The 26,014-nt window shown below is 62.1% G+C and carries 21 protein-coding genes; 6 read left to right on the forward strand and 15 right to left on the reverse strand.

Going from position 1 to position 26,014, the window contains the following annotated elements:
* Positions 1 to 30: 30 nt before the first annotated feature.
* From J4721_RS19025 to lpdA, 7 genes are all read right to left on the reverse strand, one after another.
* Complete coding sequence (locus J4721_RS19025) at positions 31 to 1,074, reverse strand: helix-turn-helix domain-containing protein (protein WP_102870997.1); 1,044 nt, start codon at positions 1,072 to 1,074, stop codon at positions 31 to 33.
* Between the two features lie 90 nt (positions 1,075 to 1,164).
* Positions 1,165 to 4,020: an aminomethyl-transferring glycine dehydrogenase gene (gene gcvP, locus J4721_RS19030; RefSeq protein WP_211003359.1), complete on the reverse strand. Its 2,856-nt coding sequence runs from the start codon at positions 4,018 to 4,020 to the stop codon at positions 1,165 to 1,167.
* Between the two features lie 100 nt (positions 4,021 to 4,120).
* Positions 4,121 to 4,486 carry a glycine cleavage system protein GcvH gene (gcvH, locus tag J4721_RS19035; RefSeq protein ID WP_014889455.1) on the reverse strand — a complete coding sequence of 122 codons (366 nt, stop codon included), beginning with the start codon at positions 4,484 to 4,486 and terminating at the stop codon, positions 4,121 to 4,123.
* An 18-nt stretch (positions 4,487 to 4,504) separates the two neighbouring features.
* Positions 4,505 to 5,602: a glycine cleavage system aminomethyltransferase GcvT gene (gene gcvT / locus J4721_RS19040; RefSeq protein WP_014889454.1), complete on the reverse strand. Its 1,098-nt coding sequence runs from the start codon at positions 5,600 to 5,602 to the stop codon at positions 4,505 to 4,507.
* 78 nt (positions 5,603 to 5,680) lie between these two features.
* On the reverse strand, positions 5,681 to 7,057 hold the full coding sequence (locus tag J4721_RS19045; protein ID WP_014876558.1) for a sodium:alanine symporter family protein: 1,377 nt from the start codon (positions 7,055 to 7,057) through the stop codon (positions 5,681 to 5,683).
* Between the two features lie 149 nt (positions 7,058 to 7,206).
* The gene (gene lipA, locus J4721_RS19050; protein ID WP_014876557.1) at positions 7,207 to 8,175 is read right to left on the reverse strand and encodes a lipoyl synthase; all 969 of its coding nucleotides are present in this window, start codon (positions 8,173 to 8,175) and stop codon (positions 7,207 to 7,209) included.
* A 36-nt stretch (positions 8,176 to 8,211) separates the two neighbouring features.
* On the reverse strand, positions 8,212 to 9,594 hold the full coding sequence (gene lpdA / locus J4721_RS19055) for a dihydrolipoyl dehydrogenase (RefSeq protein WP_061047410.1): 1,383 nt from the start codon (positions 9,592 to 9,594) through the stop codon (positions 8,212 to 8,214).
* A 165-nt stretch (positions 9,595 to 9,759) separates the two neighbouring features.
* Here lpdA and J4721_RS19060 point away from each other — a divergent pair, with 165 nt between their 5' ends.
* Entirely contained in the window at positions 9,760 to 10,371 is a 612-nt protein-coding gene (locus J4721_RS19060; RefSeq protein ID WP_014876555.1) for a helix-turn-helix domain-containing protein, read from the forward strand.
* 92 nt (positions 10,372 to 10,463) lie between these two features.
* On the opposite strand, the gene J4721_RS19065 is transcribed toward J4721_RS19060, so the two are convergent.
* Together J4721_RS19065 and J4721_RS19070 are read right to left on the reverse strand one after the other, a co-directional pair.
* Positions 10,464 to 12,929 (reverse strand): YbcC family protein, encoded by a 2,466-nt coding sequence (locus J4721_RS19065; protein WP_211003358.1) that lies wholly within the window; start codon positions 12,927 to 12,929, stop codon positions 10,464 to 10,466.
* 18 nt (positions 12,930 to 12,947) lie between these two features.
* Positions 12,948 to 14,498, reverse strand: coding sequence for a proton-conducting transporter membrane subunit (locus J4721_RS19070; protein WP_076621042.1), 1,551 nt, complete (start codon positions 14,496 to 14,498; stop codon positions 12,948 to 12,950).
* Positions 14,499 to 14,616: 118 nt separating this feature from the next.
* On the opposite strand from J4721_RS19070, the gene J4721_RS19075 reads away from it, so the two are divergent.
* Complete coding sequence (locus tag J4721_RS19075) at positions 14,617 to 15,504, forward strand: LysR family transcriptional regulator (protein ID WP_061047414.1); 888 nt, start codon at positions 14,617 to 14,619, stop codon at positions 15,502 to 15,504.
* A 47-nt stretch (positions 15,505 to 15,551) separates the two neighbouring features.
* On the opposite strand, the gene J4721_RS19080 is transcribed toward J4721_RS19075, so the two are convergent.
* The 6 genes from J4721_RS19080 to J4721_RS19105 form a co-directional block, all read right to left on the reverse strand.
* The gene (locus J4721_RS19080; protein ID WP_211003357.1) at positions 15,552 to 16,685 is read right to left on the reverse strand and encodes a Gfo/Idh/MocA family protein; all 1,134 of its coding nucleotides are present in this window, start codon (positions 16,683 to 16,685) and stop codon (positions 15,552 to 15,554) included.
* 9 nt (positions 16,686 to 16,694) lie between these two features.
* Positions 16,695 to 17,438: a sugar phosphate isomerase/epimerase gene (locus tag J4721_RS19085; RefSeq protein WP_211003356.1), complete on the reverse strand. Its 744-nt coding sequence runs from the start codon at positions 17,436 to 17,438 to the stop codon at positions 16,695 to 16,697.
* Positions 17,439 to 17,458: 20 nt separating this feature from the next.
* Positions 17,459 to 18,544, reverse strand: coding sequence for an ABC transporter ATP-binding protein (locus J4721_RS19090; protein ID WP_014889447.1), 1,086 nt, complete (start codon positions 18,542 to 18,544; stop codon positions 17,459 to 17,461).
* A 6-nt stretch (positions 18,545 to 18,550) separates the two neighbouring features.
* On the reverse strand, positions 18,551 to 19,378 hold the full coding sequence (locus tag J4721_RS19095; protein ID WP_371816097.1) for a carbohydrate ABC transporter permease: 828 nt from the start codon (positions 19,376 to 19,378) through the stop codon (positions 18,551 to 18,553).
* 94 nt (positions 19,379 to 19,472) lie between these two features.
* Positions 19,473 to 20,405 carry a carbohydrate ABC transporter permease gene (locus tag J4721_RS19100; protein WP_044041121.1) on the reverse strand — a complete coding sequence of 311 codons (933 nt, stop codon included), beginning with the start codon at positions 20,403 to 20,405 and terminating at the stop codon, positions 19,473 to 19,475.
* Between the two features lie 87 nt (positions 20,406 to 20,492).
* Positions 20,493 to 21,722 carry an ABC transporter substrate-binding protein gene (locus J4721_RS19105; protein ID WP_014889444.1) on the reverse strand — a complete coding sequence of 410 codons (1,230 nt, stop codon included), beginning with the start codon at positions 21,720 to 21,722 and terminating at the stop codon, positions 20,493 to 20,495.
* 150 nt (positions 21,723 to 21,872) lie between these two features.
* Here J4721_RS19105 and J4721_RS19110 point away from each other — a divergent pair, with 150 nt between their 5' ends.
* The 4 genes from J4721_RS19110 to J4721_RS19125 form a co-directional block, all read left to right on the forward strand.
* Entirely contained in the window at positions 21,873 to 22,913 is a 1,041-nt protein-coding gene (locus J4721_RS19110) for a LacI family transcriptional regulator (protein ID WP_014889443.1), read from the forward strand.
* 23 nt (positions 22,914 to 22,936) lie between these two features.
* Complete coding sequence (locus J4721_RS19115; RefSeq protein WP_211003354.1) at positions 22,937 to 23,992, forward strand: sugar phosphate isomerase/epimerase; 1,056 nt, start codon at positions 22,937 to 22,939, stop codon at positions 23,990 to 23,992.
* Entirely contained in the window at positions 23,989 to 25,113 is a 1,125-nt protein-coding gene (locus J4721_RS19120) for a Gfo/Idh/MocA family protein (RefSeq protein ID WP_211003353.1), read from the forward strand. Before J4721_RS19115 ends, J4721_RS19120 begins: the two co-directional genes overlap by 4 nt.
* 131 nt (positions 25,114 to 25,244) lie before the next feature.
* Positions 25,245 to 26,014 (forward strand): aldehyde dehydrogenase family protein (locus J4721_RS19125; RefSeq protein WP_211003482.1); only part of this gene is annotated, 770 nt, incomplete at its 3' end.

Here is a 26,014-nt window from a genome sequence, read left to right on the forward strand (position 1 = left end):
ATCGGAACGCTCCGGTTCAGGCCTGCCCGTTTACATCACCCGGCTGTCCGCCTGCGCGGTTTCGGCGTGACGAAACCGGCGCGGGCGCATGGTTTCGGGGGCCACGCCGCGAAACGCACTGCGGCGGATCACGTCGGGAGAATGGCCATAGGTTTCGCGGATGTGCTGGCTGAGGCTCTGATAGCTGCCAAACCCGGTGGCCACAGCAACCTGGCGCACCGGAATATCGGTCTGGGTCAGCAGCTGATGGGCGCGCTCCACCCGCAGCGCGCGATAGACGCTGAGCGGCGAGCGGTCGAAATGGCGGGTAAACCGGCGCTGCAGGCAGCGGGTGGAGACATTGAGGGTCTCGGCCAAGGCTGCGACAGAGAGGGGTGCCTCAATGTTCTCCTGCATCACCGCAAGGCATTGGGTGATCAGCGTATCGCCTGCGGATTTCTGTTCGAGGTTCAGGGCAACGCGGCTCTTGGTTGGGCGTTTGCCGGTATCAAGGCCAAGGTAATGCGCCATGCCATCGGCGGCCAGCCGTCCGCAATCGGCGGCAACGATATCCAGCAGCATCCGGGGGGTGGCAAAGTTGCAGATCGCCGAATGCACCGTGCCGGAGACAGCGGTTGCGGCGCCTTCCTGATCCTGACGCAGGCTGCACTCCCCGGCTGAGGCAAGGAAATTCGGGTGGATTGCCAGATCGTGATCCTGGCCCCGGGCCAGCGCATCCAGCAGGAACACCGCACCACCAACAAAGGCGCTGCGTTCGGCCAGTCGCATCACCTGATTGACGCGGGCGCGCTCCTTGGCGGACAGCTGCCAGCGGCTGTGAATATCGCCGAGAAAGACCACGAGAGAGCGGGGTCGGGCACCGGCTGGACCACTGGAGAGCATATCCAGACCACAGACACGCACCCGGTATTGCACCCCGTCCAGCAGCTCATTTGCTGCCTCGAACAGATCCAGGATGATCTGGGCGGAGGAACGCGGCGCGCCCTCGGGAAGGACGACATCGATATGGCGCAGGGCGCGGCCTTGGGCAAAGGCAAAATCGGTGTCGCGGTGGTGCGGGGAGTGGATGGTCATCTGTCTGCCTCTCGTACTGTGACGCGGATTGGTCCGGACAGGGGTGCCGCCGATCGAGACCGGCGACACCTCGGGTTTTGGGAGGGAGGCTTATTCAGCCGCCTCTGCGTAGTCCTCCATCGGAGGGCAGGTGCAGATCAGGTTGCGGTCGCCATAGGCGTTGTCGACGCGGTTCACCGCCGGCCAGTATTTATCAACGCCGAGGTTACCCGGAGGGAAGCAGGCCTGCTCGCGCGAGTAGGGGCGATCCCACTCACCGACCAGATCGCGCACGGTGTGTGGTGCGTGCTTCAGCGGGTTGTTTTCGGCATCGATCTTACCGTCGATGATATCCTGCGCTTCCGACCGGATGGACAGCATGGCTTCGCAGAAGCGGTCCAGCTCGTCCTTGGGTTCGGATTCCGTCGGCTCCACCATCAGCGTGCCAGCCACCGGCCAGGACATGGTCGGTGCGTGAAAACCGCTGTCGATCAGGCGCTTGGCCACATCGTCCACGGTCACGCCGCCGTCGTCATTCAGCGGACGGGTGTCCAGAATGCACTCATGCGCCACACGACCGGATTCGGAGGTGTAGAGGATCGGATAGGCATCCTGCAGACGCGCAGCGATATAGTTGGCGTTGAGGATCGCCACCTTGGTCGCCTGAGTCAGACCAGAACCACCCATCAGCAGGATATAAGCCCAGCTGACCGGCAGGATCGAGGGCGAGCCGAACGGCGCTGCCGAGACAGGACCCACGGCGGTGCCGTATTCCGGGTGACCCGGCAGGTGTTCGGTCAGATGCGCCTTGACGCCGATCGGACCCATGCCGGGGCCACCACCACCATGCGGAATGCAGAAGGTCTTGTGCAGGTTCAGGTGGCTGACGTCACCGCCAATATCACCCGGACGGGACACACCCACCATCGCGTTCATGTTGGCGCCATCGATATAGACCTGACCGCCGTGATCATGGGTGATCTGGCAGACCTCCTGAACGGTGGTCTCGAACACGCCATGGGTGGACGGGTAGGTGATCATGCAGCCCGCGAGGTGGTCAGAGTGTTTCTCTGCCTTCTCCCGGAAGTCCGCGACGTCGATGTTGCCGTTGTCGTCCGCTTTGATCGGAACCACTTTCCAGCCCACCATCTGTGCGGAGGCCGGGTTGGTGCCATGGGCAGAGGTCGGGATCAGGCAGACGTTGCGATGCGCCTGGCCACGCGATGCGTGGTAGTTGCGGATCGTCAACAGGCCCGCGTATTCGCCCTGCGCACCGGAGTTCGGCTGCTGGGAAATCGCGTCATAGCCGGTGATCTGGCACAGCTTGTCGTTCAGATCGTCGATCATCTGGTGGTAACCCTGCGCCTGATCTTCAGGAACGAAGGGGTGCAGGTTGCTGAATTCCGGCCAGGTGACCGGGATCATTTCGATGGTCGCGTTCAGCTTCATGGTGCAGGAGCCAAGCGGGATCATCGCACGGTCCAGCGCCAGATCGCGGTCGGCCAGACGGCGCATGTAGCGGGTGATCTCTGCCTCGGCCCGGTTCTTGTGGAAGATCGGGTGGGTGAGATATTCGCTGTCGCGCAGCATGGCTTCGGGCAGACGATACTGCTTGTTGGAGCTGTCGTCCTTGCGCTCGATGCCGAAGGCACCCCAGACGGCCTCGATGGTTTCAGGGCGGGTCTGTTCGTCCAGCGAGATACCGACCTTGGTTTCGCCGACGCGGCGCAGGTTGATGCCCCGCTGAACGGCGGCTTCCATGACGGTTTTCTGCAGGTGGCCAACTTCGACGGTGATGGTGTCGAAGAAGACTTCCGGCTCAACCTTGAACCCGGCCTCTTCCAGACCAGCCGCCAGACGCGCAGTCTTGCGGTGTACAGACTGGGCAATCGCCTTGATGCCATCGGGACCGTGGTAGACAGCATACATCGATGCGATCACCGCCAGCAGCGCCTGTGCGGTACAAACGTTGGAGTTGGCTTTTTCGCGGCGGATGTGCTGTTCGCGGGTCTGCAGCGACAGGCGATAGGCCTTGTTGCCGCGCGCGTCGATGGACACACCAATGATCCGGCCCGGCATGGAGCGTTTCAGCTTGTCCGAGGTCGCCATATAGGCGGCGTGCGGGCCGCCGTAGCCCATGGGAACGCCAAAGCGCTGGGTGGAGCCGATGGCGATATCCGCGCCCATTTCACCGGGGGATTTCAGCAGCGCCAGCGACAGGATGTCCGCAGCCACAACCGCGATGCCCTTGTGTTCGTGCAGGGCAGCGATCTGGTCGCTGAAATCGGTGACGTGGCCATGGGTGCCCGGATACTGGAAGATTGCGCCAAAGACGGCGCCTGCATCCAGCTCGGTCGGTTCGGCAACCACAACGTCGATGCCCAGAGGTTCGGCGCGGGTCTTGATCACAGCAACGGTCTGCGGGTGGCAATTCTTGTCCACGAAGAAGGCTGCGTTATTCGCCTTGGAGCGCGACCCACGATGGGCCATCGCCATGGCTTCGGCAGCGGCGGTGGCTTCGTCGAGCAGCGACGCATTGGCCACCGGCAGGCCGGTCAGATCGCTGACCATGGTCTGGAAGTTCAACAGCGCTTCAAGGCGGCCCTGCGAAATCTCGGGCTGGTAAGGCGTGTAAGCCGTGTACCAGGCGGGGTTTTCCAGAATGTTGCGCAGGATCGGCGCGGGTGTGGTGGTGCCGTGGTAGCCCTGACCGATCAGGGAGGTCAGCACCTTGTTCTTGCCCGCGATCTCTTTCATGTGGAAGAGCGCATCGCGTTCGGTCATCGCCGGACCCCAGTCCAGCGCCTCTTTCTGGCGGATGGCGGGCGGCACGGTGGCGTCGATCAGCTCATCGAGCGTGTTGAAGCCGATCACCTTCAGCATATCGGCCATCTCACGCGGGCTGGGCCCGATGTGGCGGCGATTGGCAAAGTCGTAGGCTTCGTAATCAGTCAGTTTGAAGGCCATGGGAATGTCCTAATTCGTGGTGGTCCCGCCGGACCATACCGGCGGGTAATCAAGGGAGGGGTCGGGCCAGCACAACAGCCAGCCCGGCCCATCAGCAGGATCAGCCGATCAGGGCCTTGTAGCCGTCCAGATCCATCAGATCTTCCAGCTGTGCGCTGTCGGAGAGCTTGATCTTGTAGATCCAGGCGGCCCCTTCGGGGTCTTCGTTCAAGGCGCTGGGGTTGTCGGCCAGATCTTCGTTGACGGCAGTGATCTCGCCATCAAGGGGGGCATAGATTTCCGACGCGGCTTTCACCGATTCAATGACGCCGATCTCGCCGCCTTTTTCGAACTCTTCACCGGTGTCCTGCTGCTCGACAAAGACAACTTCGCCCAGCTGGTCAGCCGCGTGTTTGGTGATGCCGAGCGTGGCGGTGTCGCCCTCGACGGTGATCCATTCGTGATCTTCGGAATAATAGGTGGTCATCTCGGGTACTCCTGGAGCTTAGCGTTTGTAATTCTGGGTGACGAAGGGCAGGGCGACGATTTCTGCGTCATGGGCCTTGCCCCGAATGATCAGTTTGACCTGTTCGCCGGCTTTGCCGTGGGGAGCTGCGACATAGCCCATGGCGACCGGGCCGCCGACGGTGGGGCCAAAGCAGCCGGAGGTGATTTCACCGATGGTGTTGCCTTCGGCGCATTGGATCTCAACGTGCTGACGGGCTGGCGCGCGACCGGAGGGTTTGATCCCGACCAGTTTCTTGGCAGCACCGTCGGCCAGCTCTTTCTGGATGCGGTCGGCACCGGGGAAACCGCCCTCTTCCTTGCGACGTTTCTGGATCGCCCAGGCCAGCGACGCCTCAATCGGGGAGGTCGACTGGTCGATGTCGTTGCCATAGAGGCACAAACCGGCTTCCAGACGCAGGCTGTCACGCGCGCCCAGACCGGCCGGCTCACAATCATCATGGGCCAGGAACAGTTTGGTGATGCGTTCGGCGTCTGCATCGGGGATGGAAATCTCATAGCCGTCTTCGCCGGTGTAACCGAGACGCGACAGGCGGCATTCCACACCGTCGATATCAGCGACGATGGTTTCCATGAATTTCATCTCACGCGCAGCGGGGCAAAGATCGCCCACCACATTTTCGGCTGCGGGGCCCTGAACGGCCACCAGCGCGCGGTCGAAGATCTCGGTCACTTCGACACCGTCGAGGTGTGCCTTCATGTGGGGGATGTCCTGATGGCGCAGAGCCGCGTTCACCACCACGAAATAATGGTCGCCAGCATTGGAGACGATGAGGTCATCCATGATGCCGCCGTCTTCATTGGTGAAGAAACCATAGCGCGCCTTGCCTTCCTTGAGAGTGGCATAGGCCTGCGGGCAGATCGCTTCCAGTTTTTCGCCGACGTTGTCGCCGCGCAGGATCACCTGACCCATGTGGCTGACATCGAACAGCGCAGCTTTCTCGCGGCACTGCTTGTGCTCTCCCATGATGCCCATGGGGTATTGAACCGGCATTTCCCAGCCGGCAAAGTCGACCATCTTGCCGCCGAGGGCGACATGCAGGTCATAGAGCGGAGTACGTTTCGGCGCGTCGGTCATAGCGTCTTGCCCTTGAATTGGAGTGTGAAAGGAACCGGGGCGCGACGCCTGCCGCGCCCCGATGTAGATTGATTTTGGTTATTCTGCCGCGCCTTTGCTCGGCTCTTCGGTCTGCCCGTTGGAGGCAAAGAACTCCTTGGTCACCTTGAAGACAACCGGGCTCAGCAGGGCGAGAGCGATCAGGTTCGGGATCGCCATCATGGCGTTCAGCGTGTCTGCCAGCAGCCAGATAAAGCCCAGATCAGCGGTCGCACCGAAATAGATCGCCACGATCCACAGCACACGGTAACCGATCAGCACCTTGGCCCCCAAGAGGTAGCCGACGCATTTCTCGCCATAGTAGGACCAGCCCAGAATGGTGGTAAAGGCAAAGATCGACAGCGCGATGGCAATCACATAGCCGCCAAAGCCGGGCAGGGAGGTTTCAAACGCCAGCGAGGTCAGCGCAGCACCGCTTTCGCCCGAGGTCCAGGCGCCGGAGGCGATGATGGCCAGACCGGTGATGGAGCAGACGATGATGGTGTCGATGAACGTGCCCAGCATGGCGATCAGACCCTGGTTTACCGGACCTTTGGTCTCAGCTGCGGCATGCGCAATCGGTGCGGAGCCAAGACCGGCTTCGTTCGAGAACACGCCACGGGCCACACCAAAGCGGATCGCAGCCCAGACAGCGGCCCCGGCAAAACCACCTTCAGCAGCGGAAGGGGTGAAAGCATAGGTGAATACCAGACCCAATGCGTTGCCCAGCTGATCGGCGTTGATGATCAGCACCAAGAGACCGATGGTGATGTAGCTGACGGCCATGAAAGGCACCAGCTTACCGGCCACAGCACCAATACGGGTGATGCCGCCAAGGATCACAGCGCCGGTCAGCGCCATCAGCACGATACCGGTGATGGACGGGTTGAAGCCAAAGTTGGTTTCCAGAACCTGCGCCACACCATTGGCCTGTACGCCATTGCCGATGCCGAAGGCCGCGATTGCGCCGAACAGGGCAAAGGCAAAGCCCAGCCAGGCCCATTTCTGGCCAAGACCATTTTTGATGTAATACATCGGGCCGCCGACATAGTTGCCCTGACCGTCCTGCTCGCGGTATTTCACCGCCAGCACGGCCTCAGAATATTTGGTGGCCATGCCCACGAGTGCGGTCATCCACATCCAGAACAGCGCGCCGGGACCGCCGAGGAACACGGCGGTTGCAACACCGGCGATGTTCCCGGTGCCGATGGTGGCGGACAGTGCGGTCATCAGCGCGTTAAACGGGGTGATCTGGCCTTCGCCGTCGCCCGCCTCGCGGCCTTTGAACAGCAGCGCAAAGCCGGTGCCAATGCGCAGGATCGGCATCAGCTTCAGCCCGATCTGCAAGAACAGACCGACGCCGAGAATGAGGACCAGCATCAGCGGGCCCCAGACGATCCCGTTGATATAGCCCACAATTGAATTCAGAACTTCCATATTTTTCCTCCCTTTAGGTGGTATTCTCTGGCCTTAGATTGCCTGCCCCGGCCTTTGCTGCGGTTCGCGACCGGTGACAAGTCATTTTCTGGGTTCCGCCCCTCCTGCCGCGACCGACCAGCCGCGGGGCAGACCCCAAATGCGGGAAATTATGCTGTGCCGTCTCCCCCTGCATTGACGCTGGCGAGCTGCCGGTTCCGGGCCTCTTTCAGCGCTGCAAAATCCTCATCCGCGTGGAAGGATGAGCGGGTCAGAGGCGTCGCCGAGACACCAAGGAACCCTTTGCTTCGGGCCATCCGCTCGATCTGCTCAAACTCCTCAGGGGTGACAAAGCGATCAATCGGATGGTGTTTCGGGGTGGGTTGCAGATATTGGCCCACGGTCAGGAAATCGACGTCGGCTGCGCGCAGATCGTCCATCACCTGACGCAGATCTTCCAGTGTTTCGCCCATGCCGACCATCAGGCCGGATTTGGTGAACACCTGCGGATTGGCGCGTTTGGCATCATCCAGCAGGCGCAGCGAGCTGTAATACCGCGCGCCGGGGCGAACACGGGGGTAGAGGTGCGGCACGGTTTCCAGATTGTGGTTGAACACATCAGGTGCGGCCTCGAACACGATCTCTGCGGCGTTGCCCTTGCCGAGGAAATCCGGGGTCAGCACCTCAATCGTGGTGCCGGGGGTCTGGTGGCGTACGGCGCGGATGGTCTGGGCGATATGCTCGGCACCGCCGTCTTCCAGATCGTCGCGGTCGACGCTGGTGATCACCACATGGCGCAGCGCCAGTTTCTTCACCGCCAGTGCGACGCGGCCGGGTTCAAAGGCATCCAGCGCATCGGGGCGGCCGGTGGAGACATTGCAGAAGGAACAGCCGCGGGTGCAGACCTCGCCCATGATCATCATGGTGGCGTGGCGTTTGGACCAGCATTCGCCGATGTTGGGGCAGGCGGCCTCTTCGCAGACGGTGGTCAGATTGTGATCCCGCATCAGGCGCCGGGTCTCGAAATACTCGGCGCTCTCGATTTTCTTGCGGCGGATCCACTTCGGCTTGCGCGGGATCTCGCTATCGGCCTTCTTCGACTTTTCCGGGTGGCGGAGCCGGGGCATGGGAACGTTCATCTGGGGTACCTCCTCAGGGCGAGAGATCGGGCGCTATCAGGCGTGAATGGCCCGACCCATGGCATCAAGACAGGCTTCCTTCACCGCTTCGGCCATCGCCGGATGCGCGTGGCAGGTGGCCGCCACCTCGGCGACGGTGGCGCCTTTGGTCATCGCCAGCACCAGTTCGGCAATCAGATCACCGCCATGGGCGCCGCAGATATGCGCGCCCAGGATCTTGCCTTCCGGCGTTGCCAGCACTTTGACTGCGCCGTCGGTCTCGCCCTGCGCACGGGCGCGGGAATTGGCCATGAAGATGAATTTGCCGACAATGTAATCAGTGCCCGCGTCTTTCAGAGCCTCTTCGGTCTTGCCAACCGATGCCACCTCGGGATCCGTATAGACGATGCCGGGAACGGTATTGTAATCCACATGCCCCGCCTGACCGGCGAGCATCTCGACACAGGCAACACCGTCTTCTTCGGCCTTATGCGCCAGCATCGGGCCGGGCACACAATCGCCAATCGCATAGATGCCTTCGACAGATGTGGAGAAACGTTCGTCCACCTCGACAAAGCCGCGCGCATTGACCGAGACGCCCAACGCCTCCAGCCCCAGACCACGGATCACCGGGCGGCGCCCGATGGCGATCAGCACCTTATCGGCGACCAGCTGTTCTTCTTTGTCTTTGCCGACGCGGTCCAGCGTCAGGGTCAGGCCCTCGTCGCTGCGGTCGATGAACTTCAGCGCGCGGCCCAGCTGGAACTTCAGCCCCCGTTTGGACAGGGCCCGCTGTGCCAGTTTGGCGATTTCGCCGTCAATGCCCGGCAGAATACGGTCGAGATATTCGACCACGGTGACCTTCGCGCCAAGCCGCGACCAGACCTGGCCCAGCTCCAGCCCGATGACACCGGCACCAACCACCACCAGATGCTTGGGCACCTCTGGCAGGGTCAGCGCGCCGGTGCTGGAGACCACGTCGCCCTCGTCGATTTCCACCCCTGGCAGCGGAGTGGGTTCGGAGCCGGTGGCGATCAGGATATTCTTGGTCTCGTGGATCTCGTCGCCGACCTTCACCTTGCCGACAGCAGGGATGCTGGCCCAGCCTTCGATCAGATCGACGCCGTTCTTCTGGAACAGGAAGGCGATGCCCTTGGTGAGATCGCCGACAATCTTGTCCTTGCGCGCCATCATCGCGTCCAGATCCAGTCGGGCGCCCTCAATGGCGATCCCGTGACCGGCCAAATGCGACAGGCTTTCGTATTTACCGGAGGAGGAGAGCATCGCCTTGGAAGGGATGCAGCCCACATTGAGACAGGTGCCGCCCAGGGTTCCGCGCCCTTCGACACAGGCAACCTTCAGACCCAGCTGAGCCGCGCGAATGGCTGCGACATAGCCACCGGGGCCACCACCAATAACGATCAGGTCATATAGGCTCATAATCTGCCCTCCAGTTTATCTGTCAGGGAACATATGTCCCTAACTCTCCCATGAGTTTCCTTTAAGAAACTTTTCCACCATAAGCAACTATTGGTTTCACATAGAAACTTTGACCTAAGTTTGGGAGGGAGTTAAACATTGGGAAACTCAGGAGATTGCACGCCAATGGAACCCATCAATCCGGAAGACGGTGCCCCCGTGACAGAGGTGGCCGAGGCCCCGGACGGCGATGCGCTGGGGAAAATGATTCGAGATTCGCGAAAAGATAAGGGGCTGACGCTGGAGGAGGCCGCAAAGGCCGCCAATATCGGGCGCTCCACACTGTCGAAGATCGAGAACAACCAAACCCGCCCCAGTTTCGAGATCATTCGCCGCCTGATGCAGACGCTGGATCTGCAGACGCCGCAGCTCTTCGTGCAATCCGCCAAGAGCGATATCTCCGGTCGGCGCGACTACACCCGCAAGGGCCAAGGCGAGCATCAGGAAACCGAGACCTACGACCATGAGCTGCTCTGTACCGAGCTGACAAGCAAACGGATGCTGCCCTATTTCAGTCGGATCAAGGCGCGGGATGTGTCGGAGTTTGAAACATGGATCCGCCACAGCGGCGAGGAATTCATGTTGGTGATCAGTGGTGAACTGATCCTTTATACTGAACATTACCGCCCGCTGCCGATGAAGTCCGGCGATACGGTCTATTATGACAGCGGTATGGGCCATTGCTGCGTATCGACCAGCGAGGAGGACGCGCATGTCCTCTGGGTCTCGCTGGACTGATCCCGGCCTGCTGGCACCAGATCACCCGCCACAAAAACGCCGCCCGCGCATTGGCCAGGCGGCGCTCTGGGTCAGACGGCGGCTGGCTCCGGCTACTCGGCAGCGATGCCAAGCGGGGACACGGCGCCGGGGGCGTCGCCCCGATCAAACCGTGACCAGCTGAGGTCCCCGTCATAGCGCCAAGCCAGCTGCCCGTGCTCATCCATCGCAATCAGATGCAGCCAGCCATTGTCGAACAGCGCGCGCACCTGCGGGTGGCGTTCCAGGATCTGCGTCATGGCCACACGCGGCGCTTCGATCACCACGGTCAGGCGCAGCGGGTCATGTTGCAGTGCTTCGCCATCATGCACCGACTGCCAGGGCAGGCCGGGTTTCAGCGCACCACCATTGCCCTCCAGCACGCCGATACCGCCGACCACATTGTGCAACAGTTTGTTGCCGCCGCCGAACAGGGCCGGGGCCACGCTGGAGCCATAATATTGCAGGCTGATCCAGCTGGCGACCACCACCGGCGCCGTCATGATCAATTCCAGCACGCCAAACCCCTCATCCGCCCGCCAGTCATAGCTGTGCAGGAAGGACTGGCCGTCCAGCGCAGTGCCGTCGGTCCGGCTGCGTGGCGCCGCAACAAAGGCCCGGCACCCCGCCAGCCCCCATTCGGGGCGCAGCTCGGCCCAATCAGACGAGCGCCGCAGAATATCCTTGCCCGATTGCGCCCGTGGCAGCCGTGCCGCCCGTTCACTGCGCGCCAATGCGCCAGCAGCCTTGACCCAGCAGCGGATGCGGGCCAGCTCACGCGTGAGACGCACTGCGGACCCATCGGGCAAATCCTGTTCGAACAGGGTCACCTGATCGGTGGTGGTGTGGTGCAACGCAGGCAGGAATACCGTGTCTGTAGGGATCTTGATCCCCTGATCCGACAAGGCGGCGCGCACAGATGGATCGTTTAGCAATCCCGCCAGCAACCGCGCATTCACATCGCCCGCATAACCTCCGCAAGCGCCGCACTGCAGGGCGCTGGCATGGGGGTTGTTGGTCACATCCGCGCCATGACCCGCCAGCAGAACCACAGCGGCAAAGTTGTCGGTCAGCGACATCGCTGACAGGATCGTTTTTGCCATCACGACGCGGCTGTCCAGATCCACCGACGCGTCCAGTTGCGGCGCCGGATCGGTAGCGGTGCGACCGCTGACACCAAAGGCATCGCGCAGCAGCTTGCCCGCATAAACCGGCCCCGTCGCCTCAACAAAGGCAAAGGAAGACACCGCCGCCAGCTTGAACCGACCCCAGGCGCGTCTGGCCCGCGCCGCATAGCGCCGCGCCAGATCTAGGTTGTCCGCCTCAACCGCCGATGAGGTGACGCCGGGTTTTAACAGGACCGGCCCACGGGCCTCACACACATCGGATCCAGCCGCTGAGTGCGCCGCCGCAAGGCCAAAGAACCCGGCAAACCCGATGGTCTCGACGCCGCTATCCTGCGCCTCCAGCGCGCGGCGGAACACTTCGGACCGCACATCAATGCAAAAGGCCGCTTGCACCGCGGGCCGCGCATTGGTGTCGTTGTCCTGCGCGGCATCCTGCGGGCTGCGCGTTGCCAATGTGTTGGCCAATTGCCGCTGCTGTGCCCGGTCGCCAGCCTCTTGCAGGATCGCATCCATCACCTGATCGCGGGTTGGCGTCACCGGGGTTTCATGGCTGGTGATCACCGCGTCCCAACGGGCAGTGATCTGATCGCGGTACTGATGGAACAATGCCTCGTCAAACACCATGCGGATCGCCAACAGCTCAACCGTGGTGGTGTCGCTGCCGCCCTCCAGCTCGGCCTGCCACGACAGGTAGCGGCCATATTGCGCCCAGCCCTGAAGGGTGATCAGCCAGCGATGAAATGCGGTTTCGGCCGCGTCAAAACTGATACCCAGCGTTTCGGAGGCGCGACCAATCGCGCGCCAATGTGACCGGTTGGTGGCGGCAACAAACCCGCCAAACCCCACAAGCCCGTGAATCTCTGGTGTCAGGTCGCGGGTGGCAAACTGCCGCCACGCGGCATAGGCACCTCCGGTCCGGTCGGGCTGCCACAGTGCCTGCCCCTGATCGAAATGACTGGCGGCAAAGGCACCGATCCGATCCTCAATAAGGCCGGGCCAGTCGATGCCGGAAATATCTGCGGCCAGTTCCGCCACGGTTGGCACCGCGCTGAGTTCTGTAGCGCCCGCATCCGGGGCCTTTGATGTCAGGACAGCGATCAGATCCTGCAAGGTGACCGCCTCGGCAGGGCCATGTACAGCAGTCGCGAGGGCCGCGCGCAGCTCATCGTCGCGCAGTGCGCCGCTATGATATTGCGCGGCCCAATGGCTGCGCTGCGGGGTGATGCGCTGGCCCGCCACCCGTGCCAGACGCGCCGAGGCCCTGGCCAGCGGTTCGTCGCTTTGGCCCAGAAAGGGATTCACGGCCACACTTGCGGTCAACGGAAACAGCGGCGGGATCTGGCGACTGGCGGTATTGGCCTTGGTAACCAGTTCCAGCAGGGCGGCGGGATAGGTTTCGTGTTTCATCAACATAAGGTCAGTCTCCCGGTTTCAGGCCGTTGTGCGCTTGGACCAGCCGTCCAGCAGCCGGTCAAAGATTGCGTTTGCATAAAGCCCGTTGGACAGGTGAACCCGCAGCCCCGCAGCCGCCGGATGCATCGCCCAGAGCGGGAAGGTCGCCTGCGCCACAGCCACCGCGCCAAAGCTGACCAGCGCCAGCAGGATCAGCGCCCATTCCAGCGGACCGGGGGCAGGGGTGGCGGGCAGGGTGCCTGCGGTCAGTTTCAGCGCCGCCAGTTGCAGCAGGAAATAACTGACAGAGGTGGCCGCCGCATAGATCACCGTGCGCCGGGTCAGCGCACCGGGGGCGGCATCGGCCAGCCCCTGAGCCAGAATATAGGCCACGCCAAAAATCAGGATCACCCCCAGCGCAATCGCCTGCACCGATTTGCCGTCAAAGCCAAAGACCGCCCCAACCAGTGCATAAATCACGATACCGATGCCAAAGGCCTGCATCACATTGCGTCCGCTCGGCACTGCGACGGGACCGGGGCGCCGGATCGCGGCAACATTGGCCACCGCCTCACCCGCGCTGAGAAACGCGTGCGCCTTGTAGAGCGAATGCGCCACGATATGCAGCAGCGCCAGCGGGAACAGCGCCAGACCACATTGCATGATCATAAACGCCATCTGCGCGATGGTGGACCAGGCAAGCGAGGTCTTCACGGCCGGCTGCGTCAGCATCACCAACCCGCCAAACAGCGCAGTGAACCCACCCAGCATCACCAGCACCGCCATCACCGCAGGCGCGGCCAGCATCACATCGGCAAAGCGGATCAGCAGGAAACCCCCGGCGTTGATCACGCCCGCATGCAGCAATGCGGACACCGGCGTCGGGGCCTCCATCACCTCGGTCAGCCAACCATGGGTCGGAAACTGCGCTGAGGCCAGAACCGCCGCCAGCGCGATCAGCACTGCGGCAGCACCGGTGAGCAGATCCGGCGCAGCGGTGGCCAGAATGGTGGCAATATCGCTGGTCCCATAGGCCATGATCAGCAAGAGCGCGGCGACGGCCAGAGACAGCTCGCTGGCCCGCGCCACCAAGGCCTTCTTGCGGGCCGCGCGGCGCGCTGTGGTCCGGTCACGGTAAAACAGCAGCAGCTGATGCAGACACAGGCTGGTGGCAGTCCAGGCCAGCACCAGCTGCACCAGATTACCCGACATCACCAAGAGTAGAACCGCCGCCAAAGTGGCCGCCATCCAGCCGGTAAAGGCCCCCTGCCGCGCCTCGCCATCCATATAAGTGGCGCTGTAACGCAGCACGATCCAGCCGATGAAACTGACCAGACAAAGCATCACAACGCTGACCACATCCAGCCGCACCGACAGGCCAACTCCAAAAAGGCCAAGCAAAGGCGAGCTGCCCGGACCGGTCATCATCAGCAAAACCGCAGACATCACCGAAACAGCAAAAGCGCCAAGCCCTGCATATTCCGCCAGACGTGGCAATGCAGCAGGGCGCCGACCGGGGCTGCGGCGGGCACGGAACGCCACCGCCAGCAGCAGGGCCGGGGCCAGAAGCGGCAGAAACAAATACAGCATAAGAGGCTCTCCCAATCACAGTGCAGCAAGCGACGCTGCGTCAGCGAAAGAGGTAACGCCGGGCGCATATTAATAAAAATTCATTGTTCCGTTCTTTTCGTTCTATTAAAACGAATGAATGCCTTTGAACTATCATCACCTGCGCTATTTCTGGGCTGTGGCCCATGATGGCAATCTGACCCGCACCGCCCAGCGGCTGAACCTGTCGCAATCGGCGCTGTCTGTGCAGATCAAGCAGCTGGAAGAACGGCTGGGGCACCCGCTGTTTGACCGGCGCGGGCGACAATTGCATCTGACCGAAGCCGGACGGATCGCGCTGGATCATGCGGATGCGATCTTTGCCACCGGGCAGGAGCTGATCGCCACGCTTGAGGACACTGGCCGCAGCCGCCAGGCCCTGCGCGTCGGCGCGCTGGCGACCCTGTCGCGGAACTTTCAGATCGGATTTCTGCGGCCAATGCTGGCGCGCAGTGATGTTGAGGTGATCCTCCGATCCGGCAGCCCGACCGAGCTGCTGGAAGGGCTGGCGACGCTGAACCTTGATCTGGTGCTGATGAACCGCGAACCCCCCAATGACAGCCTGACACCTTATGAAACCCATCAGATCGCGGATCAGGCGGTCAGCATCGTCGGCACCCCGGACCGACTGAACCCGGGCCTGCCCATCCGGGAGCTGCTGACCACCCAGCCTTTTGTGCTGCCGACCACCGACAATACGGTGCGCACCGCCTTTGATGCCATGGCCAGTCGCCTGTCGGTGGTGCCGCAGGTAGCGGCGGAGGTCGACGACATGGCGATGATGCGTCTGCTGGCCCGCGAAGACATAGGCCTGGCGCTGGTGGCCCCCATCGTGGTGCAGGATGAGTTGTCTTCCGGGCGGTTGCTGGAGGCAGAAGATCACCCCCGCATCCGCGAGACCTTTTATGCGATCACCCTGAGACGCCGTTTCCCGAACCCGCTGGTCCAGGAGTTACTGGCCGTCGACACATCCGTTCTGGATGAATGATGCCGCCGACCTGACCATCAAGATCGCGGACGATCCTGGCCCCGCCCTCAGCGCATCAAAGCTTGGGCGGCCTGCGGGGGCAGTGGGGCAGGGCGGGGGCAGCTGGTGGTGGTCGCGACCCAGGCGCGGGTCTCGCCTGCCTTCAGAATGGCCATCATCACATCAACGGTATGGGCCGCCAGCTCGATGCCGCAACGATGGGGCCGGTTCTGACTGATGGCGGCAACCATATCCGCAAGACCCGCAGCGCGGTAATTGGCCTGACGGCGCCCGTCGGGCCGCGTTTCGTTCAGCTGACCAAAGGGATGATCATCCGGTGCCAAGGGGGTCAAATCACCGTCCCCTTCGCTCATCCTGACCACGCCGCCGAAATAATTGGGGTCGGGCAGCTGCAGGGTGCCCTTGGTCCCGTAGAGTTCCATATTGGGGTGGCTGCTGGTCCAGACATCCCAGCTGGCCCCCAGGGTGATGATCGCGCCGGTGTCGAATTCCAGCAGCGCATGGATATTGGTGGGCGTGTCAACCGGGATCTCTTCACCGTGGCGCGGCCCATTGCCGATGGTGCGGGTGGGGAAACTGGCCGCCGTCATCGCCGCCACCGATCTGACCGGCCCCAGCAGCTGAATGAGATTGGCAATATAATAGGGCCCGAGGTCCAGAACCGGCCCGCCCCCCGGCTGAAAAAAGAAATCAGGGTTCGGATGCCAATGCTCCATCCCGCGTGACATGACATGGCAGGTGCCGCCGATCACCTGGCCGACCCGGCCCTCATCAATCATGGCGCGGGCCAGTTGATGGGCGCCGCCCAGAAATGTATCGGGCGCGGATCCCACACGCAGGCCGCGCTGCCCGGCCAGATCCCGCAGGGCAATGGCCTGGTCCAGCGTCAGCGCCAGTGGCTTTTCCGAATAGGCGTGTTTGCCCGCCTCCAGAATACGGCGGGTCAGCGGATAATGCGCCTCCGGAATAGTGAGATTGACCACCACCGCGACATCCTCAGCCGCCAAAAGACCCTCAACGGTTTCGGCACGCAGCCCGTGTTCCGCCGCCCGCGCCTGTGCCGCTTCGGGGTTGATATCGGCCACCGCGCGAAGCTTCATCCCGCTGAAAAGGGGGATCATTTTCAGATAGGTGAGGGAGATATTTCCGCATCCGATGATGCCAATGCCCAGCTCTGTCATGATATCCTCTCAGAACGCCTGTACCGTCGCCAGCGACCGACGGGCGCACCGGCGATGATCACTGGGGTTGTCATGTTCAATCACGTAACGGCGCACACCCGCCTTTTGCAGGGCGGCGTGAACCGGGGCCCATGTGACCATGCCGTGACCCACATCGGCCCAGCCGTCCTCATCCGTGCAGGCGCCGGCCGGAGCGACGTCCTTGATATGGGCGGCGTGGATCTGACCTGCGAAACGCTCCACCATAGCGACCGGGTCGTGACCCGCGCGGGCCGTCCAGCCCAGATCCAGCTCCAGTTTCAGCTCGGGCGAGGCCCCGGCAATGATATCCAGCGGCATCACCCCGTCGCCCAGATCGATCAGCTCAAAATCATGGTTGTGCCAGCCAAAGACAAATCCCGCCTCCTGCAAAGGCCGCCCAGCGGCCACCAGTCGGGCGGCAAACGCCTGCCAGCCGGCAGGATCCACAGGCCGATCCGGGGCCTGCAGCATCGGCGCGAAAATCGCCTCGGCGCCGACTGCGCGACCAAGATCAATGGCCGCCTGTGGATCCCGTTCCAGATCGCCCAGCCCGTAGTGCAGCGTCGGCATGCTCAGCCCAGCTGCGCGCAGATCCTCCGCAAGGGAGGGCGCCTGCGCAAACAGCGCGCCGTAGCCCTCAACATGTTTATAGCCAGCCTCCGCCAGCATGGAGAGCGTTTCAGCCAGCGGCCAATTGCGCGAGCCATAGAGTTGATAGGAAATTGCCGTCATGATGGATCCTTCTGGCGCTGTCACAGGCGCGCTTCGGTGTTGGGGTCAAAGAGAGAGGCACGGGCCGTGTCAAAGCCGATGCGCAGCCGGTCGCCTGCCGAAACCCGGCTGGCCCCATCCATGCGCAGGCGCAAATTCTGCGCGCCATGGGTGGCATAGACCAGCGTGTCCGACCCCAGCCCCTCGACCAGATCCACCAAGACCTCGGCAGTGGCATCAGCGCGGGTGATCTGCTCTCCGGTCAGGATATGTTCCGGACGGATGCCAATCACGGCGGCGCCGTGGTGCGGCCCGTTCCGGTAGTCGTATCGCTGCATGGGCAGGGCCAGAGATCCGGCATGGAAGACGCCATCGATCAGCACCCCCTCGATCAGGTTCATTGCCGGACTGCCAATAAAGCCAGCCACATAGAGGTTCTGGGGCCGGTTGTAGATTTCATCCGGGCTGCTCAACTGCATGATCCGGCCGCCCTTCATAATGGCGATGCGGTCGGCCAGCGTCATCGCCTCGACCTGATCATGGGTGACGTAGATCATGGTATTGGCCAGCTGCTGATGCAGCCGTTTCAGCTCCACCCGCAGATCGGCGCGCAGCTTGGCATCCAGATTGGACAGCGGCTCATCGAACAGGAAAACATCCACATCGCGCACCAGCGCCCGCCCGATGGCGACGCGCTGGCGTTGCCCGCCCGACAGCGCGGCGGGCTTACGTTTCAACAGCGGCTCAATCTGCAAGACCTCGGCGGCGCGGGCCACGCGTTTGGCGATCTCCGGTTTGGGCAGGCGGGCGTTTTTCAGACCAAAGGAGAGGTTCCCCTCAACCGTCATCTGCGGATAAAGCGCGTAGGATTGGAACACCATGCCGATGCCGCGCTCCGACGGTTCCGCCCAGGTAACATTCTGGCCCTGAATAAAAATCTGCCCGTCGCTGATATCCAGCAGGCCCGCAATACAGTTCAGCAAGGTGGACTTGCCGCAGCCGGATGAGCCGAGCAGCACAAGGAATTCACCCTGCTCGATATCAAGATTCAGCTGATGCAGAACCTGCAACTCGCCGAAATGGAGGTCGAGGTCGCGGATCTCAACGGAGTGGGTCATAAGTGTCATGAGAGATCAGCCTTTCACGGCGCCAGCAACGATGCCGCGCACAAACAGTTTGCCAGAGACGAGGTAGATCACCAGCGGCACCAACCCGGTCAGCAGGGTTGCAGCCATGTTGACGTTATATTCCTTCACCCCCTGGACGGAGTTGACGATATTGTTGAGCTGCACGGTCATCGGATAGGTTTCGGGCTTGGTGTAGATCACGCCAAACAGGAAATCGTTCCAGATTCCAGTGACTTGCAGGATCATGGCCACGACGAAGATCGGGATCGACATTGGCACCATGACGCGCAGATAGATGCCCCAGAACCCGGCGCCATCCACCCGCGCCGCCTTGAACAGCTCCTCCGGCAGGGAGGAAAAATAGTTGCGGAACAGCAGCGTCAGGATTGGCATGCCAAAGATCGAATGCACCAGCACCAGCCCCCATAGCGATCCCATCAGCTTCAGCTCGCGCAGGATGATCACAATCGGGTAAAGCATGGTCTGATAGGGGATGAAGGCGCCAATGATCAGGATGGTGAAAAACGTCTCCGATCCTTTGAACCGCCAGTTCGCGAGGGCGTAACCGTTGACGCTTGCAATGGCGATGGAGAGAGCCACCGACGGCACCAGGATCTTGATCGAATTGCCAAACCCCCGGCTCAGCCCATCGCAGTTGATGCCGGTGCAGGCCTCTGACCACGCCTTGATCCAGGGCTGAAATGTGATCTCGACCGGCGGGGAGAAGATATTGCCCAACCGGATTTCCGGCATCCCCTTGAGCGAGGTAACGACCATCACATAGAGCGGCAGCAGATAGTAGAGCGCGATCAGCAGCAGCGTTCCGTAAAGCATGACATTTCGCCGCGACACTCTCGTCTTTGGCTTGGCGCCGCGCGGGCCGTCCAAAATACGAACCGGGCTACCTTTCGGGGTCTGTGGGGTCAAATCAACCACGTTTCTTTCCTCCGAATTCGAGATAGGCCCAAGGCACAAGGATGATGATCACCGACAGCAGCATCATGGTGGAGGCGGCAAAACCCTGGCCCAGGTTCTGGGCCTCAAACATGTAGTTGATCACATATTTTGCAGGCACCTCGGATGATATGCCGGGGCCACCATTGGTCTGGGCCACCACCAGATCGTAAAGCTTGATAATGCCGCTGGCGATGATCACCAGCGCGGTGACAAACACTGGACGCATCATCGGGATAATCACGCGGACATAGGTTTTGGTGACGCCGATGCCATCGACGCGGGCGGCTTTCCAGATGTCCTCATCAATGCCGCGCAGCCCGGCCAACATGATCACCATGACAAAACCGCTACCCTGCCACAGCCCGGCGATCAGCACGCCGAAAATGACCGTTTCAGGGTTGTTCAGCGGGTCAAAGGCAAAGCTCTCCCAACCCCAGCTGCGCACCACATTCTGAATGCCGAAATCTGGGTTCAGGATCCATTGCCAGGCCAGACCAGTCACCACAAAGGACAGCGCAAACGGATAGAGGAAAATGGTGCGAAACGCGCCCTCAAAGCGGATTTTGCGATCCAGAAGCGCCGCCAGTGTGAAGCCGATCGCCATCGTCAGCATCAGCGAGCAGAGGCCATAGATCAGCAGGTTCTCGACTGAGATCAGCCAGCGATTGCTGGACCAGAGTCGCTCATATTGATCAAAGCCGACGAATTTCCACTTCGGCAGCAGCCGCGATTTGGTGAAGGAATGCGCAACGGTCCAGGCGGTACCCCCCATGAACACCACCAGCGCGGTGAGGATCATCGGCACGGAGGCGATTTTTGCGTTGAGATTGCGCAAGGCGCGCGGCGGGCGGGGCCGGGCCGCGGGGCTGTGCCCGCAGCGGCCGGTTGGAGGGGCTGGTGTCATGATATGTCTCGTTCTGGATCAGCGTACCGATCAGGGGCAGACGGCAACCGGGGCACAGATCGCAGCGTGCCCCGGTTGACGTGCGGCTCAGTCAGCGTCCGCGATAATCTCGGCATAGCGCGCCTGCGCATCTGCCGCCGCCATATCGGAGGCCCAGAATTCCGCCATCAGATCCTGAATCTGCGCCTGGGTATCGGCTGAAAACGCCTGATCCATGCTGGGCAGCACATTGCCATCCGCCAGGATCGCGAGACCCTTTTTCATGCAGTCATTGGCTGCCGAAAGATCGACATCCCCGCGCACCGGCAGGGAGCCCTTGGTCAGGTTGAAAGCGACCTGAACCTCCTTGGAGATCAGCACCGACGCCATATCCATCTGCCCCTGTCTGACCTCGGCATCATCAATCACCGGGAAGTAGAAGGCATCACCGCTGGTATCGATGATCTGGTTCAGCCCCATACCGGGCAGGCAGGTGTAATCCTGTCCGGCCACCTGTTCAGCGAGGGTGAATTCCCCCTGCGCCCAATCGCCCATGATCTGCCCACCGGCCTTGCCAGTGATGACCATATTGGTGGCCAGATTCCAGTCCTGCACATTGCTGTTGCGCGCCAGCTCACGGGCGTCGACCACCGCGTCGAAGACCTTGGCATATTGCGGCCCGGCGGCAACCCCGGCATCCCGCTCCAGCGACACTTTGCGCCAGCTGTCCTGATCAACCAGCCCGACGGTCAGCGCGCCAAAGGCGATCCGCTGCTGCCAACCCTGCTGCCCCATCGCCAAGGGCACGATACCGGCCTCGGCCAGCTTTGGCGCGGCGGCGACAAATTCATACCAATCCTGCGGCACGCTCATCCCTGCCTTGTCAAAGGCCTCATGGCTGAGCCAGAGCCACTGCGTGGAATGGATATTGACCGGCACGCAGTAGATGCGACCCTCGTAGGTGCAGCTGTCCAGCAGCGACGGCGGGTTGACGATATCGCGCCAGCCTTCCTTCTCCGCCAGCTCGGTGAGATCGGTCATCAGCCCCGCCTCGATCAGCTCCTCGGCCTGGCGACCATGGGTGAGCTGCGTCGCGGCCATTGGATCACCGCCCAGAATACGGCTGATGATGATCGGACGCGCAGTGGTGCCGGATCCGGCAATTGCGCCATCAACCCAGTTATGCGCCGTCTGGCCATTGACCGCATCGGCAAATTTCGTGACCGCCGCAGCCTCGCCGCCCGAGGTCCACCAATGGGTAACCTCCAGATCGGCAGACTGGGCAATGGTGGCGCTAACACTGAGTGCTGTCGTCATCAGTATGGATGTTAATTTCACGATTTATCCTCCCTGACTAAATCGTTATAGGTCGACTTATAACGATTTAGATTGACCTCGCAAGATGTTTTCTGCAACACGGAGATCAGGACGTGGGGTCGTGGATCTGATAGAGGTCCCAAACCCCGATGTGAGGAAGGCGAGGCACCGATGCCCAAATCAAATCCCCCAAGTGACGGCCTGCCCCGCGATGGCAAGAAGCCGACGCTCAAAACCATCGCCAAGGCCAGCGGCATGGCTGTGCCCACGGTCTCGCGGGCGCTTTCCGATGCGCCCGATATCAGCGAGGCGACCAAGAAGAAGGTACGCGAAATCGCCGATGCGCTCGGCTATGTGCCAAACCGCGCTGGCGTGCGGCTGCGCACCGGGCGCACCAATGTCATCAGTCTGGTGATGTCCGCAGAACGCGAAATGATGACCCAGACGGCGCGGTTGCTGACCTCGCTGGGGCTGGCGCTGCGCGAAACCCATTATCACCTCAATGTCTCGCCGGTGTTTCCAGACGACGATCCGCTGCGCGCGGTGCGCTACATCGTCGAGAACCAGACCGCAGATTGCGTGATTTTCAATCAGGTCGAACCAGAGGATAAGCGCGCGGAATATCTGATTGAGCGGAATTTCCCCTTTGCCACCCATGGGCGCACCAAATGGGCCGATCAGCACCCATATTACGACTTCGACAATTTCGCCTTTTCCGAATTGTCCCTCGCCGAACTGGCCGCGCGGGGCCGCAAGAATATCGTACTGCTGGCGCCGCCTCTGGCCCAGAACTATGCCAATGACATGGTGAACGGCGCCCGCCACGCCGCCAAGGCGCTGGGGATCCAGCTGCACGTGGCCCGTCAGGTCCAGAGCAACGGCCTATATAAGGATCTGCGCAACTGGGCAGCCGAGAAACACCGCGAGGATCCGACAATCGACGGCTTCCTCTGCGCCTCCACCAACGCCACCATGTCGGTGGTTGCCGGCATGGAAAGCTGCGGCTGCACCGTCGGGCAGGAATTCGACGTCGTCGCCAAGGAGGGGCTGCATATGCTGAAATTCGTGCGCCCAGAGATCATTGTCGTTCAGGAAGATATCGAGGCCACCGGCGTCTTCCTCGCCAAGGCGGCACTCCAGGCGATCAAATCGCCGGACCTGCCGCCGCAGCAGTTTCTGGAAGTACCAACCGAATTTGTCACCTGGGAATGACCCAGGTCTGAGGGAGAGCAGACGTGAAGACGCAGATCAAAGGCCCGGCGCTGTTCCTGGCGCAATTCGCCGGGGATGAGGCGCCGTTCAATTCACTGGACACGATCACCAAATGGGCCGCTGGCCTTGGCTATCGGGGGGTGCAGATCCCGACATTCGACAGCCGTCTCTTTGATCTGGAGCGCGCCGCCGAAAGCCAGACCTACTGCGACGAGGTAAAGGGCATCTGCGCCGATGCGGGCGTTGCGATCACCGAACTGTCGACCCATCTTCAGGGGCAGCTGGTCGCGGTGAACCCGGCCTATGATCTCGCGCTGGATGCTTTTGCGCCGGAGCAGTGTCGCGGCAACCCTGTCAAGCGGCAAGCCTGGGCGGTGGATCAGATGCACAAGGCCGCCCTCGCCAGCCAGCGGCTGGGCCTGTCGCATACGGTCAGCTTTACCGGCTCGCTCGCCTTTCCCTATCTCTACCCCTGGCCACAGCGCCCGGAGGGGCTGATTGAGGAAACCTTCACCGAGCTGGGCAGGCGCTGGACGCCGATCCTCAATCATTATGCTGACTGCGGGCAGGATATCGGATTTGAACTCCACCCCGGCGAGGATGTCTTTGACGGGGCGACGTTTGAGATGTTTGTGGAGGCCTGCGGCGGCCATGCGGCGGCGATGATCAACTATGATCCCAGCCATTTCCTGCTGCAGCAGCTGGATTACCTCGCCTTCATCGACCTCTACCATGATCGGATCAATGCCTTTCATGTGAAGGACGCGGAGTTCAATCCCGACGGGCGGCAGGGGGTCTACTCAGGCTATCAGAACTGGACCAACCGTGCCGGCCGGTTCCGGTCTCTGGGCGACGGGCAGGTTGATTTTTCAGCGATTTTTTCCAAGCTGACCCAATATGGCTATGACAGCTGGGCGGTGCTGGAATGGGAATGCTGCCTCAAATCGCCCGCACAGGGCGCCGCCGAGGGCGCGCCGTTCATCAAACGCCACCTGATCGAGGTCACCGACAAGGCCTTTGACGATTTTGCCGGGGGCGAACGGGACAACGATACAATCCGGGAGATGCTGGGACTATGACGACAGATCGCAAGACACGCCTCAAATTGGGCATGGTCGGGGGCGGACAGGGCGCCTTCATCGGAGCGGTGCACCGGATCGCCGCGCGGATGGATGACCGGTTTCAGCTGGTTGCCGGGGCGCTGTCCTCTGATCCCGCGCGTGCCTCCGCCAGCGCCGCCGAGCTGGGGATTGACCCGGATCGCAGCTATGCCAGTTTTGCGGAGATAGCCGAGGCCGAGGCCGCCCGTGAGGATGGCATCGATGCGGTGGCCATCGTGACCCCCAACCATCTGCACGCAGGTCCCAGCATCGCCTTTCTCAACGCGGGCATCCATGTGATCTGCGACAAGCCCCTTGCCGCCAGCGTGGCAGAGGCCGAGGCGATCAAAGAGGCGGCGCGCAGCAGCAACGCGCGGTTCTTTCTGACCCATAACTACACCGGTTATCCGCTGCTGCGGCAGGCCCGTGCCATGGTTGCGCGCGGCGATCTGGGCCGGATCCGGCTGGTGCAGGCGGAATATGCGCAGGACTGGCTGACCAACGTGATTGAACAGGAGGGCCACAAACAGGCCGCCTGGCGCACCGATCCCGCCCAATCCGGCGCCGGGGCGATTGGCGATATCGGCACCCATGCCTTTAACCTCGCCTGTTTTGTCAGCGGTCTGGCGCCAGAGGCGCTCTCGGCTGAGCTGCACAGTTTCGGGCCCGGACGTCAGGTTGATGACAACGCTCATATCCTGCTGCGCTATGCCGAGGGCGCGCGCGGTATGCTCTGGGCCAGCCAGATTGCGGTCGGCTGCGAAAACAGCCTGCGCCTGCGCATCTATGGCGACAAGGGCGGTCTGGAGTGGGAGCATCAGGACCCCAATCAGATGACCTTCACCCGCTTTGGTGAACCCAAACAGATCCTGACTCGTGGCGGCGCCAATATTGGCCCGGACTGGACCCGCGTTCCACCTGGCCACCCGGAGGGATATCTGGAGGGGTTCGCAACGCTTTACACCGACATCGCCGAAGTGATCGAGACCGGCACCGACAATCCGATGCTGCCCGGTCTTCAGGCGGGGCTGGACGGGATGTGGTTCATCTCTGCCGCACAGACCTCCTCTGCCGAAGGGGGGGCCTGGATCCCCCGATAACCATCACGGTTCATCCGTTCCGACCAAACAGAAAAAACACCATCCAAGGGGGACACCCCCTTTGGATCCCGCACTTGTGCGCGCCCGGCGCCATGTCACCCCCCCATTCGATCCAACCCGAGGCTTTTCCCATGACATATTCCCCCTCCGATCTGACCCACAGCTATATAGATGGTCGCTGGACACCAGTAACCGGCACCCAGTGCAGCCCTGTCATCAACCCTGCCACCGAGACGCCAGTGGCCATGCTGCATCACGCCGGTCCTGCGGATGTGGAGGCCGCCGTGGCGGCGGCCAAACGCGCCCATCTGGCGGAAGCACTTGGCAGCAAGGACAACCGGGTCGCCCTGTTGGAGCGGATCAGAGCCGGTTTTGACAGCCGCCGGGAAGACCTCGCGCAGGCGATTTCGCTGGAGATGGGGGCGCCGATTGATCTGTCCCGCAACGCGCAGGCCGAAACCTTCCTGATCCAGCTGGATGCCACCCTTGATGCCCTGCGCGGGTTTGCCTTTGCCGAAACACTGCCAAACGGCGATCACCTGATCCGACAGCCCACCGGCGTCGCCGGGCTGATCACCCCCTGGAACTGGCCGATCCACCAGATCAGTCTCAAGGTCTTTGCAGCCCTCGCGGCCGACTGTCCGGTCGTCCTGAAACCCAGCGAGCATACGCCGCTCAACGCCCGGATCTTTGCCGAAATTCTGGACGCCGCTGGCCTGCCGCCCGGTGCCTTCAACCTGATCAACGGCGATGGGGCCTCGGTCGGGGCGCAGCTCACCGATCATCCCGATGTGGCGGTGATGTCCTTCACCGGTTCGACCCGCGCGGGGCTGGAGATCGGCGCCAGCGCGGTCCGCCGTGGTGCCCGCTGCGCGCTGGAGATGGGCGGTAAATCCCCCTG

It is taken from the genome of Phaeobacter sp. HS011 (assembly GCF_018101215.1).
In the GTDB taxonomy this organism is placed as follows: domain Bacteria; phylum Pseudomonadota; class Alphaproteobacteria; order Rhodobacterales; family Rhodobacteraceae; genus Phaeobacter; species Phaeobacter inhibens.

Coding starts and splice junctions, on each gene's coding strand:
- J4721_RS19025 (WP_102870997.1), bottom strand. CDS start 1,074: ATGACCATCCACTCCCCGCACCACCGCGACACCGATTTTGCCTTTGCC.
- gcvP (WP_211003359.1), bottom strand. CDS start 4,020: ATGGCCTTCAAACTGACTGATTACGAAGCCTACGACTTTGCCAATCGC.
- gcvH (WP_014889455.1), bottom strand. CDS start 4,486: ATGACCACCTATTATTCCGAAGATCACGAATGGATCACCGTCGAGGGC.
- gcvT (WP_014889454.1), bottom strand. CDS start 5,602: ATGACCGACGCGCCGAAACGTACTCCGCTCTATGACCTGCATGTCGCC.
- J4721_RS19045 (WP_014876558.1), bottom strand. CDS start 7,057: ATGGAAGTTCTGAATTCAATTGTGGGCTATATCAACGGGATCGTCTGG.
- lipA (WP_014876557.1), bottom strand. CDS start 8,175: ATGAACGTTCCCATGCCCCGGCTCCGCCACCCGGAAAAGTCGAAGAAG.
- lpdA (WP_061047410.1), bottom strand. CDS start 9,594: ATGAGCCTATATGACCTGATCGTTATTGGTGGTGGCCCCGGTGGCTAT.
- J4721_RS19060 (WP_014876555.1), top strand. CDS start 9,760: ATGGAACCCATCAATCCGGAAGACGGTGCCCCCGTGACAGAGGTGGCC.
- J4721_RS19065 (WP_211003358.1), bottom strand. CDS start 12,929: ATGTTGATGAAACACGAAACCTATCCCGCCGCCCTGCTGGAACTGGTT.
- J4721_RS19070 (WP_076621042.1), bottom strand. CDS start 14,498: ATGCTGTATTTGTTTCTGCCGCTTCTGGCCCCGGCCCTGCTGCTGGCG.
- J4721_RS19075 (WP_061047414.1), top strand. CDS start 14,617: ATGCCTTTGAACTATCATCACCTGCGCTATTTCTGGGCTGTGGCCCAT.
- J4721_RS19080 (WP_211003357.1), bottom strand. CDS start 16,685: ATGACAGAGCTGGGCATTGGCATCATCGGATGCGGAAATATCTCCCTC.
- J4721_RS19085 (WP_211003356.1), bottom strand. CDS start 17,438: ATGACGGCAATTTCCTATCAACTCTATGGCTCGCGCAATTGGCCGCTG.
- J4721_RS19090 (WP_014889447.1), bottom strand. CDS start 18,544: ATGACACTTATGACCCACTCCGTTGAGATCCGCGACCTCGACCTCCAT.
- J4721_RS19095 (WP_371816097.1), bottom strand. CDS start 19,378: ATGCTTTACGGAACGCTGCTGCTGATCGCGCTCTACTATCTGCTGCCG.
- J4721_RS19100 (WP_044041121.1), bottom strand. CDS start 20,405: ATGACACCAGCCCCTCCAACCGGCCGCTGCGGGCACAGCCCCGCGGCC.
- J4721_RS19110 (WP_014889443.1), top strand. CDS start 21,873: ATGCCCAAATCAAATCCCCCAAGTGACGGCCTGCCCCGCGATGGCAAG.
- J4721_RS19120 (WP_211003353.1), top strand. CDS start 23,989: ATGACGACAGATCGCAAGACACGCCTCAAATTGGGCATGGTCGGGGGC.